11 protein-coding genes are annotated in these 13,194 nt (G+C 60.9%); 10 read left to right on the top strand and 1 reads right to left on the bottom strand.

Annotated elements, in window-relative coordinates; genetic code table 11:
• Entirely contained in the window at window positions 1-1,821 is a 1,821-nt protein-coding gene (locus TU73_RS24840; protein WP_057014411.1) for a sigma-54-dependent Fis family transcriptional regulator, read from the bottom strand.
• Between the two features lie 352 nt (window positions 1,822-2,173).
• Between TU73_RS24840 and TU73_RS24835 the strand changes: the two genes are divergently transcribed.
• From TU73_RS24835 to TU73_RS24790, 10 genes are all read left to right on the top strand, one after another.
• Window positions 2,174-3,268, top strand: a complete 1,095-nt coding sequence (locus TU73_RS24835) for an ABC transporter ATP-binding protein (RefSeq protein ID WP_057014410.1) — start codon at window positions 2,174-2,176, stop codon at window positions 3,266-3,268.
• The gene (locus tag TU73_RS24830; protein ID WP_057014409.1) at window positions 3,268-4,365 is read left to right on the top strand and encodes an ABC transporter ATP-binding protein; all 1,098 of its coding nucleotides are present in this window, start codon (window positions 3,268-3,270) and stop codon (window positions 4,363-4,365) included. The genes TU73_RS24835 and TU73_RS24830 overlap by 1 nt, the downstream gene beginning before the upstream one ends.
• The gene (locus tag TU73_RS24825) at window positions 4,362-5,228 is read left to right on the top strand and encodes a carbohydrate ABC transporter permease (protein WP_005789024.1); all 867 of its coding nucleotides are present in this window, start codon (window positions 4,362-4,364) and stop codon (window positions 5,226-5,228) included. The genes TU73_RS24830 and TU73_RS24825 overlap by 4 nt, the downstream gene beginning before the upstream one ends.
• A 10-nt stretch (window positions 5,229-5,238) precedes the next feature.
• Window positions 5,239-6,039, top strand: coding sequence for a carbohydrate ABC transporter permease (locus TU73_RS24820; protein ID WP_003232361.1), 801 nt, complete (start codon window positions 5,239-5,241; stop codon window positions 6,037-6,039).
• An 11-nt stretch (window positions 6,040-6,050) separates the two neighbouring features.
• Window positions 6,051-6,323 carry a DUF2160 domain-containing protein gene (locus TU73_RS24815; RefSeq protein ID WP_003232363.1) on the top strand — a complete coding sequence of 91 codons (273 nt, stop codon included), beginning with the start codon at window positions 6,051-6,053 and terminating at the stop codon, window positions 6,321-6,323.
• Window positions 6,324-6,355: 32 nt separating this feature from the next.
• Window positions 6,356-8,098 carry an ABC transporter substrate-binding protein gene (locus tag TU73_RS24810; protein ID WP_003192009.1) on the top strand — a complete coding sequence of 581 codons (1,743 nt, stop codon included), beginning with the start codon at window positions 6,356-6,358 and terminating at the stop codon, window positions 8,096-8,098.
• A gap of 278 nt (window positions 8,099-8,376) precedes the next feature.
• Window positions 8,377-9,756 carry an iron-containing redox enzyme family protein gene (locus TU73_RS24805; protein WP_057014408.1) on the top strand — a complete coding sequence of 460 codons (1,380 nt, stop codon included), beginning with the start codon at window positions 8,377-8,379 and terminating at the stop codon, window positions 9,754-9,756.
• A gap of 11 nt (window positions 9,757-9,767) precedes the next feature.
• Complete coding sequence (locus TU73_RS24800; RefSeq protein ID WP_057014407.1) at window positions 9,768-10,712, top strand: methyltransferase; 945 nt, start codon at window positions 9,768-9,770, stop codon at window positions 10,710-10,712.
• A gap of 5 nt (window positions 10,713-10,717) precedes the next feature.
• Window positions 10,718-11,836 (top strand): carboxylate-amine ligase, encoded by a 1,119-nt coding sequence (locus TU73_RS24795; RefSeq protein WP_057014406.1) that lies wholly within the window; start codon window positions 10,718-10,720, stop codon window positions 11,834-11,836.
• A gap of 83 nt (window positions 11,837-11,919) precedes the next feature.
• A complete protein-coding gene (locus tag TU73_RS24790) occupies window positions 11,920-13,164 on the top strand; it encodes a zinc-dependent alcohol dehydrogenase (RefSeq protein ID WP_057014405.1) in 1,245 nt (414 codons plus the stop codon).
• Window positions 13,165-13,194 lie beyond the last annotated feature (30 nt).

The following is a 13,194-nucleotide window of genomic DNA, read 5'->3' as shown; positions in this document are numbered from 1 at the left end:
TCAACCTTCATGCTGGCGCAGGCGCTTGTACAGGGTGTTGCGGCTCACTCCCAGTTCCCGCGCCAGATGGGAAATATTTCCGCCCACGGCCTCAAGGCGTTGGCTCAGATCCAGGTTGTCATCCAGGCGCTCGCGTGTAGACAGCGGTGCCGCCTCTTTTAGATCGACAAAAAAATCATCGGGCAGATGTTCCGCACGGATCGGCTGCTCTTCGGCCATTGCCAGCGCCACCTGTAACACGCTGCTCACCTGACGCAAATTCCCCGGCCACGGATGTTGTTCGAACAACCCCAGCACCTCGGCACTCAGCCCGGCCCACTGGGTCGGCTCGCGGTGTTGCTGCCACAGTTGCTGAAACAACGCCTGTTTGTCAGTGCGCTCGCGCAACGGTGGCAACTCCAGGGTCAGGCCGCCGATGCGGTAGTACAAGTCCTCACGAAAGCGTCCGGCCTGCACCAGCTCACGCAGTGCCCGGTTGGTCGCCGAGATAATGCGCAAGTCCACCGGGAACACCTCGCTGCTGCCCACCGGTTGCACGCAGCGCTCTTGCAACACCCGCAACAGCCGGGCCTGGGTCGGCAATGGCATATCGCCAATCTCATCGAGGAACAGCGTGCCCTTGTCCGCCTTGCGGATCAGACCGATGCTGCCTTTCTGATTGGCGCCGGTGAAGGCGCCTTTTTCATAGCCGAACAGTTCCGATTCCACCAACTCAGCGGGAATCGCCGCACAGTTCACCGCGATAAACGCCTGGCGGCTGCGGGAACTGGCCTGATGCAGGGCCTTGACGAACACCTCCTTGCCCACCCCGGTCTCGCCATGGATCAGCAACGGAATGTCCTTTTCCAGCAGGCGCTCGGCCTGGCGCACGGCTTTCTCCACCCGTGCATCGCCAAAATGCAGGGTCTTGAGGTTGATCGAGGTCGGGGTTGGCGGCGGCGTCGGTTCATTGAACACCCGGGCTTGCACCGGCATCTGCTTGGGCCGCTTCAACAGGCACTGGAACCGATTGCGTCCCGCGGCCTGCAGCGAGAACGGCAAGCCCTCCGGCTGGTTGAGCAGCTCCAGCAGCGAGACCTTGAACAAACGGTCGATCATCACCCGCGACAGGCTGATACCCAGCAGGTTATCCGCACGCCGGTTGGCCGACAGCACTTGGCCGCTTTCATCGAAGATCAACAGGCCGGCCCACTGACTGTCGAGGTTGTTCAAGCCGGTGTTGAACGTCAGTTGGAAATGTTCGCCGCGGAACAGGTTGAGGATCAGCCGGTTTTCCACGGTCTGGCTCATCATCTTGACCATGCCCAGGGTGTGGGAGGGCGGCAGGTAGCTGTCGCTGGACACATCCAGCACCGCGATGATTTCGCGCTGGGCATCGAAAATGGGGGCGGCCGAGCCGGTCATGAAGCGGTTCGCCTTGAGGAAGTGTTCATCGTGTTCGATATGCACGGCCTGGGCGCAGGCCAGCGCGGTACCGATGGCGTTGGTGCCGCTGGAACGCTCCTTCCAGCTGGCGCCGGGGCTGAAACCACGGGCCAGCTTGGGCTCGATAAAGCGCTGGGTGCCCCACGAGGTCAGGACCTGGCCCTGATTGTCGGCCAGCATGATCAGGCAGTTGGAGTTGCTGAGGATGTTCTCGTAGTAGGGCAGCACTTCCTGGTGGGTGGTCTGCACCAGTGAATGCTGGCTTTCCAACAGTTGGCGAATGCCTTCGGCAGGGAGCTGGTCAAAGCTGGGAGCGCTCTGGTGATCCAGGCCAAAGGCGCGGCAACGGCGCCAGGAATCCTGGATAAGGGTGTCGTGTGCCAGTGGTTCGGCCATGGTGCGACCTTCATTTTTATTGTTATTGGATGTGCACATTCAACCATTGAAATGGGTTCAAGTGTGGGAGGGGGCTTGCCCCCGATAGCGGTGTATCAGTGAAAAAATGCTGGCTGACACACCGCTATCGGGGGCAAGCCCACTCCCACATTTTTACCCTGTGTTGATCATGAGAGTGTTGTTCACAACTGTTCATTGTCAACCCCGGCAGTGTTCAGTTGTTCAGCCGGATTGTTCACTCCTGAACATCAGGATTCACCCATCTCCTTACACATCAAGTACTTGCGGTTTTGGCACGAAACTCGCTCTGACGACTGGCCAGATTCATTCCAATAATAAAAAAGGTCGTGTCATGTCATTGACCCTGGAACATGTCTCCCGCGTTGTCGACGGCCAAACCTGGATTGACGACGCCAACCTGCGTTTCGAAGCCGGCTCGTTCAACGTCTTGCTCGGTCGCACGCTGTCCGGCAAGACCAGCCTGATGCGCCTGATGGCCGGCCTGGACAAGCCCGACAGCGGGCGCATCCTGATGAACGGCGTGGACGTCACGCACAAGCCGGTGCGCCTGCGCAATGTGTCGATGGTCTACCAGCAGTTCATCAACTACCCGACCATGACCGTATTCGAGAACATCGCCTCGCCGTTGCGCCAGGCCGGTGTGTCCAACGAGCTGATCCAGAGCAAGGTGCTGGAAACCGCCAGGATGCTGCGCATCGAAAAATTCCTGCAGCGTCATCCGCTGGAGCTGTCCGGCGGTCAGCAGCAACGCACCGCCATGGCCCGTGCCCTGGTCAAGGACGCAGAACTGATTCTGTTCGATGAGCCGCTGGTCAACCTGGACTACAAACTGCGCGAAGAGCTGCGTCAGGAAATGCGCGAGCTGTTCAAGGCGCGCCATACCATCGCCATCTATGCCACCACCGAACCCAACGAAGCCCTGGCCCTGGGTGGCACCACCACCATTCTTCACGAGGGCCGGGTGATCCAGAGCGGCAAGGCCGCCGAGGTCTATCACCAGCCGCAGACCGTGCTCGCTGCCGAGCTGTTTTCCGAACCGCCGATCAACCTGATGCCCGGGCGTATCAGCGGCAACGAAGTCAGCTTCGCCAACTTTGTGCATTTCCCGCTGAACGTCGACCTGCGTCCTATCGGCGAAGGCGAATTTCGCTTTGGTGTACGCCCCAGCCACATCAGCCTGGTGCCGAGCAACGACGATGACCTGGAGTTGGCCGTGACCGTGGAAGTCGCCGAGATCAGCGGCTCGGAAACCTTCCTGCATGTGCGCAGCGAACATTTCCTGCTGGTGCTGCACCTGCCGGGGGTGCACGAGTACGACGTCGACGCGCCGATCCGCGTGTATATCCCCACCCATAAACTGTTTGTGTTCGATGGCCAGGGCCGTTTGGTCCAGGCCCCCGGGCGCCGAATCGCGAGGGTTGCCTGATGGCCGAGATCCATTTGCGTAACCTTGCCCATAGCTACAGTCCTACGCCAGCGGGGCCAGAGGACTACGCTATCCGGGAAATGAACCATGTGTGGGAGCAGGGCGGTGCCTACGCCTTGCTCGGGCCGTCAGGCTGCGGCAAGTCTACGCTGCTCAATATCATTTCCGGCCTGCTCAGCCCGTCCGAAGGCCAGGTGCTGTTCGATACCCAAGTGGTCAACGACCTGACCCCGGAAAAACGCAATATCGCCCAGGTGTTCCAGTTCCCGGTGGTGTACGACACCATGACGGTGTTCGATAACCTGGCCTTCCCGCTGCGAAACCAGGGCATGGCTGAGGCGAAAATCCACAGCAAGGTGCAGGAAATTGCCGAAGTCCTCGACCTGCAAACCCTGCTGAGCAAAAAAGCCCGCAACCTCACCGCCGACGAAAAACAGAAAGTCTCCATGGGCCGCGGCCTGGTGCGCGATGACGTCTCGGCGATCCTGTTCGACGAGCCGTTGACGGTGATCGACCCGCACCTGAAATGGAAGCTGCGGCGCAAGCTCAAGCAGATTCATGAGCAGTTCAATATCACCATGGTCTACGTCACCCACGATCAACTCGAAGCGTCCACCTTCGCCGACAAGATCGCGGTGATGTACGGCGGGCAGATCGTGCAGTTCGGCACCCCGCGTGAATTGTTCGAGCGCCCGAGCCATACCTTTGTCGGTTATTTCATCGGCAGCCCCGGGATGAATCTGATTGAGGTGCAGGCCAAGCCCGGCGGCGTAGGCTTTGCCGACACGCTGCTGCCGTTGTCCGAGGCGTTGCAGCAACGTATCAACGCCGCCGACTACCAGAAGCTCCAGGTCGGCATCCGCCCGGAATTTATCCACGTATGGGACGAGTACAACCCTGACGCCCTGCAAGCCGAGATCGTGCATGTGGAAGACCTCGGCACCTACAAGATCATGACCCTCAACCTCGACGGCGCACCGCTGAAAGTGCGCCTGGCCGAAGACAAGCCCGTGCCGGAGGGCAGGGCGTCGATCAGCTTCCCCGCGCAATGGCTGATGCTCTACGCCGACGATTACCTGCTGGAGGTGGCGCCATGAACAAGGTGCAGAACAACAAGGCCTGGTGGCTGGTGTTGCCGGTGTTCCTGCTGGTGGCGTTCAGTGCGGTGATCCCGATGATGACCGTGGTCAACTACTCGGTGCAGGACATTTTCGATCAGTCCAGCCGCTATTTCGTCGGTGCCGACTGGTACAAGCAGGTGCTGCTCGACCCGCGCCTGCACGACTCGCTGCTGCGCCAGTTCATCTATTCGGCCTGCGTGCTGCTGATTGAAATCCCCCTGGGCATCGCCATCGCCCTGACCATGCCAACCAAGGGGCGCTGGTCATCGCTGGTGCTGATCATTCTCGCCATTCCGCTGCTGATACCGTGGAACGTGGTCGGCACCATCTGGCAAATTTTCGGGCGTGCCGACATCGGCCTGCTGGGCTCGACCCTCAACGCCATGGGTATCAGCTACAACTATGCGGCCAATACCATGGACGCCTGGGTCACCGTGCTGGTGATGGATGTGTGGCACTGGACCTCATTGGTAGCGCTGCTGTGCTACTCCGGTCTACGGGCCATCCCGGACGTGTACTACCAGGCCGCACGGATTGATCGTGCCTCTGCCTGGGCAGTGTTCCGACATATCCAGTTGCCGAAGATGAAAAGCGTGTTGCTGATCGCGGTGATGCTGCGGTTCATGGACAGTTTCATGATCTACACCGAGCCCTTCGTCCTCACTGGCGGCGGGCCGGGTAACGCCACCACCTTCTTGAGCCAGACGCTCACCCAGATGGCCGTAGGCCAATTCGACCTGGGCCCGGCGGCGGCGTTTTCCCTGGTGTACTTCCTGATCATCCTGTTGGTGTCCTGGCTGTTCTACACCGCCATGACCCATTCCGACGCCAACCGCTGAGGCCACCGACATGAGCAAGCGCAAGCTTATTCCGTTACTGATCTACATCCTGTTCCTGCTGGTGCCGATCTACTGGCTGTTGAACATGTCGTTCAAGAGCAACACCGAAATCCTCGGCGGCCTGACCCTGTTTCCCCAGGACTTCACCCTGGCCAACTACAAAGTGATCTTCACCGACCCAAGCTGGTACACCGGCTACCTCAACTCGCTGTACTACGTAAGCCTGAACACGGTGATCTCTCTGAGCGTGGCGCTGCCCGCAGCCTATGCGTTCTCGCGCTACCGCTTCCTGGGTGACAAGCACCTGTTCTTCTGGCTGCTGACCAACCGCATGGCGCCACCGGCAGTGTTTCTGCTGCCATTTTTCCAGTTGTATTCCTCCATCGGCCTGTTCGATACGCACATTGCCGTGGCCCTGGCTCACTGCCTGTTCAACGTGCCGCTGGCGGTGTGGATCCTTGAAGGCTTCATGTCCGGTGTACCCAAGGAAATCGACGAAACCGCCTACATCGATGGCTATAGTTTTCCCAAGTTCTTCGTGAAGATTTTTATCCCGCTGATTGGCTCCGGCATCGGCGTCACGGCGTTTTTCTGTTTTATGTTTTCCTGGGTCGAGCTGCTGCTGGCGCGCACCCTGACTTCGGTCAACGCCAAGCCCATCGCGGCGGTGATGACTCGCACGGTTTCGGCCTCGGGTATCGACTGGGGCGTGCTGGCAGCGGCGGGGGTGTTGACCATCCTGCCGGGCATGCTGGTGATCTGGTTTGTTCGCAACCACGTGGCCAAGGGCTTTGCCCTGGGCCGGGTCTAGAGGAATCGATGATGGAATGGATGGCCTGGACCACCCCCACTGCGCTGTTCTTTGGCGGCATCGCGCTGATCCTGGCGGGCATGACCACCTGGGAACTGCGCTCGCCGAGCATCCCCCGGCGCGGTTTTCTGCCGATCAGCACCACCCGTGGTGATCGCTTGTTTATCGGACTTCTCGGCAGCGCCTACCTGCATTTGCTGGTGATCGGCGTTACTGACTGGAGCATCTGGGTGGCGTCCGCGCTCTCCCTGGTATGGCTGTTGAGTGTGATGCGTTGGGGCTAGTGCCCTTATGAATAAACAACCAGGAGGTCTCTATGTTGAATAAAAACAATAAGCTGCGACATAGCATTTCATTGGCCGCCGTACTGGCCCTCAGCGGGTTGAGCGCCTCGGCCTGGGCCGATGCCTATGAAGATGCCGCGAAAAAATGGATCGGCAGCGAGTTCAAGCCCTCCACCCTCACCGAAGCCCAACAGCTTGAGGAGTTGAAGTGGTTTATCAAGGCGTCGGAACCCTTCCGTGGGATGAAGATCAACGTGGTGTCGGAAACCCTCACCACCCACGAATACGAGTCCAAGGTGCTGGCCAAGGCCTTCAGTGAAATCACCGGGATCAAGCTGACCCACGACCTGCTCCAGGAAGGCGACGTGGTGGAGAAGCTGCAGACCCAGATGCAGTCCGACAAGAATATCTATGACGGCTGGGTCAACGATTCCGACTTGATCGGTACGCACTTTCGCTACGGCAAGACCGAATCCATCACCGACCTGATGGCCAACGAAGGCAAGGATTTCACTTCGCCGACCCTGGACCTCAAGGACTTTATCGGCCTGTCCTTCACCACCGCGCCGGACGGCAAGATCTACCAGCTGCCCGATCAGCAGTTCGCCAACCTCTACTGGTTTCGCGCCGACTGGTTCGAGCGCCCGGAGCTGAAAGCCAAGTTCAAGGAGAAATACGGCTACGACCTCGGCGTGCCAGTGAACTGGTCGGCCTATGAAGACATCGCCAAGTTCTTCAGCGAGGACGTCAAGGAAATCGACGGCAAACGCATCTATGGGCACATGGACTACGGCAAGAAAGACCCGTCCCTGGGCTGGCGCTTCACCGATGCCTGGTTCTCCATGGCCGGCGGCGGCGACAAGGGTTTGCCCAATGGCCTGCCAGTGGACGAGTGGGGCATTCGTGTGGAGGACTGCCACCCGGTGGGCTCCAGCGTGACCCGCGGCGGCGATACCAACGGCCCGGCGGCAGTGTTTGCCACGCAGAAATACGTGGACTGGATGAAGGCCTACGCGCCACCGGAAGCAGCCGGCATGACCTTCTCCGAATCCGGCCCGGTGCCGTCCCAGGGCAACATCGCCCAGCAGATCTTCTGGTACACCGCGTTTACCGCCGACATGGTCAAGCCGGGCTTGCCGGTGGTGAACGCCGATGGCACGCCGAAATGGCGCATGGCGCCGTCGCCGGTCGGGCCTTACTGGGAAAAGGGCATGAAGAAGGGCTATCAGGACGTAGGCTCCTGGACCTTCCTCAAGTCCACCCCCGAGAAGCAGAAACTCGCGGCCTGGCTCTACGCGCAGTTCGTCACCTCCAAAACCGTGTCGCTGAAGAAAACCATCGTGGGCCTGACGCCGATTCGTGAGTCCGATATCAACTCCCAGGCCATGACCGACATGGCCCCCAAACTCGGCGGCCTGGTGGAGTTCTACCGCAGCCCGGCCCGCACCGAGTGGTCGCCGACCGGCACCAACGTGCCGGACTACCCACGCCTGGCGCAACTGTGGTGGAGCAACATCGCCGCCGCCGCCAGTGGCGAGAAAACCCCGCAACAGGCGTTGGACAACCTGGCCAAGGAACAGGACGCGATCATGACGCGCCTGGAACGTTCCAAGGTGCAACCGGTATGCGGCCCGAAAATGAACCCCGAGCGTGACGCGCAATACTGGTTCGACCAGCCGGGTGCACCTAAACCGAAATTGGCTAACGAGAAGCCGAAAGGCGAAACCGTGAACTACAACGACCTGCTCAAGCAGTGGGAAGCGGCGCGTAAATAGTTCAGCAGAGTGTGATGAATGTGGGAGGGGGCTTGCTCCCGATAGCGGTGGTTCAGTCACAGATGGAGTGGCTGATACACCGCTATCGGGAGCAAGCCCCCTCCCACATTTGGACCTGCGTTGTGCCGTCAATGACCGCTTGTCCACCCCAACCCAACCTCATTTGAATTTTTCGCACATTCCAATGCTCTGCTTTTTAGAAGCGCACATTTTTGAGCGCTCTTGCGGGGCCACCTTGTGGGAGGCCCGTTGTAACGGACTTTGCGGAAACTGCCATCATGACACTCCTTACAGCGCTGTCAGGCCAGCCGGCCTCCATGACCCCATCGGCTCACGGCCCCTACCAGGAGCTTTACCAGCAGCTTTATGGGGAAACCCATGGCTGTGAAGAAGCTGCGCGCAACTTCCTGCAAGCGCAATTGGCCCAGGTACGCGAGGTATCCAGTGAATTGCCCGAAATGCCCGAGCAATTGCCGGCCTGGGTCGAACAGCGTTGTGCAGACGTGGCCCAGGCTTACGCGGACTACCTTGACCAACGCCAGCAAGGCCGGCCCCGTCGCTATTTCCAGAACAAGGCCCATGCGTTGTATTTCCTGCAGCGCGTAGGCCCGACCAAACAGGTGGATGGCGCCTGGCTCAACGGCTTGCTGCGTTATTGGCAGGACCCGCGTTTCGATGGCCTGCTCACCACCTACCTGGAAGAGTTGGGCGATGGCGAGGCCGCGCAGAACCATGTGGTGATCTACCGTAAATTGCTCAGCGACCACGATGCCGACAGCGAAGCCGGCCTCGACGATGACCACTACCTGCAAGGTGCGCTGCAATTAGCCCTGGGCCTGTGCGCCGAAGAGTTCCTGCCGGAGATCATCGGCTTCAACCTGGGCTACGAACAGTTGCCCCTGCACCTGCTGATTACTTCCTACGAGCTGAGCGAGCTGGGCATCGACCCCTATTACTTCACCCTCCACGTCACCATCGACAACGCCAGCAGCGGCCATGCCTGCAAGGCCGCGCAATCGGTGCTGAGCCTGTTGCCGCTGGGCGAGGGCCGGGCGGATTTCTACCGGCGCGTGGCGCAAGGGTATCGCCTCAATGATCTTGGCCCGGGCACCACGGCTGTGATCAAGCAATTCAACCTGCAGGACGAAGTGGTCGCCATGCTTGAACGCAAGCGCACCTTCGGCCAGCACATGCATTCGGATTACTGCCGCTTCGAAGGCAAGACCGTCAACCAGTGGCTGGCCAAGCCGGGGCAGATCGGCGATTTCCTCAAGGCCCTGGAAGACAAGGGCTGGATCAAACGCAACCAGGATCCCGCCGAGAGCCGCTTCTGGCAACTGATCGAGGGCGCCGGCGCGGCGATGTTTGGTGTGTTCAGCGGCTATGAAAAACAACTGATGCATGACTGGATCGCCGGGGACTGGAACAGCAGCCAGCGCGTGCCGCCGGTGCGTCCGGGACGTGGCAGCCGTTTCTCCCGCGAACAGCATCGCCCGGCAGACCCCGATACCCAGGCCTTGGTGGATTCGCTGTGGCAACTGCCAGACGAGCAGCAACTCAGTAGCCTTATTCCGTGGATGTCGGCACGACGTCACTGCACGCCCGCAGGGTTGTACGCGACCCGCCGCTTTATCCAACTGCGTGCGCGTCTGCGCTAAGGAACCTGCCCATGTCTGCACAACAACTCGCTGATCGCGCCTTGCTGAACCTGGGCCGAGGGTTGAAGGAAAGCGGCTATCGTTTTATCACGCCGACGCCCCTGACCCACGAGCGTGTCTACCGGCGATTGGCGACGCCGCTGGCGATGAATATGCGTGACGTATTCGGCTGGTCGATGCCGTTCGACAATGAGCTGCTGCCTGAGGCGTTTCGCGAAGAGTTGCTGCAAGCCGGCGCGATCGAAAAACATGACGCTTTGTGGCGCAGCACGGTGCGTTGGTCGAGCCTCGATGGGCTGCTGTTTGCCCATTCACCATTTCCTACCGTACAAGCCGATGCGGTATTTTTCGGCCCCGACAGTTACCGTTTTGCCCAAGTGATCGAAGCCCATCTGCAACAGCGTTTCGAGCCGCTCAAACGCGCGGTGGATATCGGCTGCGGTGCCGGTGTCGGCGCCCTGGTGGTTGCCCGCGCACGGCATGACGCCGAGGTGCTGGCGGTGGATATCAACCCCCGCGCCCTGCGCATGACTGCGGTGAATGCCGAGTTGGCCGGGCTGAGTAACGTCAGTGCCTATCACAGCGATGTGCTGGCCAGCGTCGAGGGTGAATTCGACCTGATCGTCGCCAACCCTCCGTACATGAATGACGATTGCCAGCGCGCCTATCGCCATGGCGGCGGCGCGTTGGGCGAGCAGTTGTCGGTGCGCATCGTCAGCGAGTCCATCGGGCGCCTGGCCCTTGGCGGCAGCCTGGTGCTCTACACCGGCGTGGCGATGGTGGCAGGTGGCGATCCGTTCCTGGAGGCAGTCAAGCCGTTGTTGGCCAACGATGCCTATGGCTGGACCTACCGTGAGTTGGACCCCGACGTCTTTGGCGAAGAACTCGACAAACCGGGGTATGAAGGTGTGGAGCGCATCGCCGTGGTCGCGCTTACCGTCACTCGGCTGCGCTGACGTCCATGCTTACCTTTGGTATCGAAGAGGAATATCTGCTCACCGATCTGCACACCCGCTGCATGCTCGCCGAACCCTCGGCGGCGGTGCTGGCGGCCTGCCGTGAGGCGATTGGCGGTGGCTTCGCCTATGAGATGTTCCAAGGGCAGATCGAGGCCGCCTCACCAGTCTTCACTACCAGCGGCGAAGCGGCGGATTACCTGGCGACAGTGCGCGGCAACCTGGCCGAGGCCCTGGGCGAATTCGGCCTCGGTGCCGTGTGTGCCGGCAGCCATCCCCTGGCCGATTGGCGCACGCAACGGCCAACCCCACAGGCGCATTTTCAGCAACTGTTCGATGATATCCAGTATGTGGCGCGGCGCAGTGTGTTGTGCGGGCTGCACGTGCATGTGCAGGTCCCGCAAGCACTGGACCGCATCGCCGTGATGAACCAGGTGTCGCCATGGCTGCCGTTGCTGTTGCTGCTCAGTTGCTCCTCGGCGTTTTGGGACGGCGCGCCCAGCGGCTTCATGAGCTACCGCCAGGCGGCTTGTGATGAGTGGCCGCGCATGGGCGTGCCCGAACATTTTGCCGATTGGAACGAGTACCTGCGCTACCTTGCCTTGCTGCAGCGCATGGGCGCGATCAAGGCCGATGGCAACGGCTGGTGGGGCATTCGCCCGGCGGCGCGTTACCCAACCCTTGAACTGCGCATGACCGATGCCTGCCCACGGCTGGCGGATGCCTTGGCCCTTGTCACGCTGTTTCGGGTGATGGTCACCCACGCATGCTCTATGGAACGCCCTGGCGCCGGGTTCAGCGCCCAAGCGCGTTGGCTGCTCAAGGAAAATCGCTGGCAGGCTAAACGCTACGGTGCAGCGGGCCGGTTTGCGTTGGACGACACGGGTGCCATGGGCAGCGCTGAGCAATGGTTGCAATGCGCCCGACAGACCTTTGCCGCCACCGCCGAAGCCATGGGCGAGGCGCAGCTGTTCGATTCCCTGCAAGCACTGCTGCGGCGCGGCAACAGCGCGACCGAACAATTGCGCTGGCACGCCCAGGCGCGGGCCGATGGGGCCGATGACTTGGAGTGCCTGCGCCATGTGGTCGACCAGTTGCTGGCCCAGAGCAGGGGCGACCACTGATCGGGTGCTGCACCGGTTGAAGGAACACTGACGCACTTGCGCCGCCCTTAACTAGTAACCCCTCAACGGCAGGAGCGCAGAGCATGCGAGCGATGACTTACCAGGGCGCACACAAGGTGCAGGTCGACACGGTGCCCGATCCGACCATTGAACAACCCGACGATATCATTCTGCGTGTCACCGCCACGGCCATCTGCGGCTCGGACCTGCACCTGTACCGAGGCAAGATCCCCACCGTGGAACACGGCGACATCTTCGGCCATGAATTCATGGGCATCGTCGAAGAAACCGGCCCGGCGGTCACCGCGGTGCAGCGTGGCGACCGCGTGGTGATTCCGTTCGTGATTGCCTGTGGCGATTGCTTTTTCTGCCAGCTCCAGCAATACGCCGCCTGCGAAACCACCAACGACGGGCGCGGGGCGATCCTGAATAAAAAAGCTATTCCACCGGGCGCGGCGCTGTTCGGCTATAGCCGCCTGTACGGCGGCATTCCCGGCGGCCAGGCGGAGTTGGTGCGGGTGCCCAAGGCCAACACCGGGCCGTTCAAGGTGCCGGGCACCCTGGCCGATGATAAGGTGCTGTTCCTCTCCGATATCCTGCCCACCGCCTGGCAGGCGGTGACCAATGCCGGTATCGGCAAGGGCTCAAGCGTGGCGATCTATGGCGCCGGGCCCGTGGGCCTGCTCAGTGCGGCGTGCGCGCAGATGCTGGGGGCCGGGCAAATCTTCATGGTCGACGACCATCCGTACCGGCTGGCCTATGCGCAGAAGATGTACGGCGTGATCCCGATCAACTTCGAAGAAGACGATGACCCGGCCGATACCATCATCCGCCAGACCGCCGGCATGCGTGGCGTCGATGGCGTGGTGGATGCGGTAGGTTTCGAAGCCAAGGGCAGCACCACGGAAACCATCCTCACCACCCTCAAGATCGAAGGCAGCAGCGGCAAGGCCCTGCGCCAGTGCATCGCTGCCGTACGCCGCGGTGGCGTGGTCAGCGTAGCCGGGGTGTACGCCGGATTTATCCACGGCTTCATGTTCGGCGATGCCTTCGACAAGGGCCTGACCTTCAAGATGGGCCAGACCCATGTGCAGCGCTTTCTACCCGAGCTGCTGGAGCATATCGAACTGGGGCACCTGAACCCCGAGGCGATCGTCACCCATCGGCTGTCCCTGGAACAGGCCGCGCGGGGCTATGAACTGTTTGATAAAGCCGAGGAAGAGTGCCGCAAGGTGATCCTCCTGCCGGGGGGAGACGACCGGCCGCTCACTGAACCGGTGGGCGAACTGACCCCTGAGTTGCGTATACAGGGCGTTCCTGGCTTCTGAGCCAATACCCGGAAAAATGTGGGAGCTGGC

The sequence above is a fragment of the Pseudomonas libanensis genome (assembly GCF_001439685.1).
In the GTDB taxonomy this organism is placed as follows: Bacteria; Pseudomonadota; Gammaproteobacteria; order Pseudomonadales; family Pseudomonadaceae; genus Aquipseudomonas; species Aquipseudomonas libanensis.
Note: the sequence above shows the minus strand (reverse complement) of the source record. Positions and strands in the feature narration are given on the sequence as shown.

Coding starts and splice junctions, on each gene's coding strand:
- TU73_RS24815 (WP_003232363.1), top strand. CDS start 6,051: ATGGAATGGATGGCCTGGACCACCCCCACTGCGCTGTTCTTTGGCGGC.
- TU73_RS24825 (WP_005789024.1), top strand. CDS start 4,362: ATGAACAAGGTGCAGAACAACAAGGCCTGGTGGCTGGTGTTGCCGGTG.
- TU73_RS24790 (WP_057014405.1), top strand. CDS start 11,920: ATGCGAGCGATGACTTACCAGGGCGCACACAAGGTGCAGGTCGACACG.
- TU73_RS24840 (WP_057014411.1), bottom strand. CDS start 1,821: ATGGCCGAACCACTGGCACACGACACCCTTATCCAGGATTCCTGGCGC.
- TU73_RS24795 (WP_057014406.1), top strand. CDS start 10,718: ATGCTTACCTTTGGTATCGAAGAGGAATATCTGCTCACCGATCTGCAC.
- TU73_RS24820 (WP_003232361.1), top strand. CDS start 5,239: ATGAGCAAGCGCAAGCTTATTCCGTTACTGATCTACATCCTGTTCCTG.
- TU73_RS24800 (WP_057014407.1), top strand. CDS start 9,768: ATGTCTGCACAACAACTCGCTGATCGCGCCTTGCTGAACCTGGGCCGA.
- TU73_RS24805 (WP_057014408.1), top strand. CDS start 8,377: ATGACACTCCTTACAGCGCTGTCAGGCCAGCCGGCCTCCATGACCCCA.
- TU73_RS24830 (WP_057014409.1), top strand. CDS start 3,268: ATGGCCGAGATCCATTTGCGTAACCTTGCCCATAGCTACAGTCCTACG.
- TU73_RS24835 (WP_057014410.1), top strand. CDS start 2,174: ATGTCATTGACCCTGGAACATGTCTCCCGCGTTGTCGACGGCCAAACC.
- TU73_RS24810 (WP_003192009.1), top strand. CDS start 6,356: ATGTTGAATAAAAACAATAAGCTGCGACATAGCATTTCATTGGCCGCC.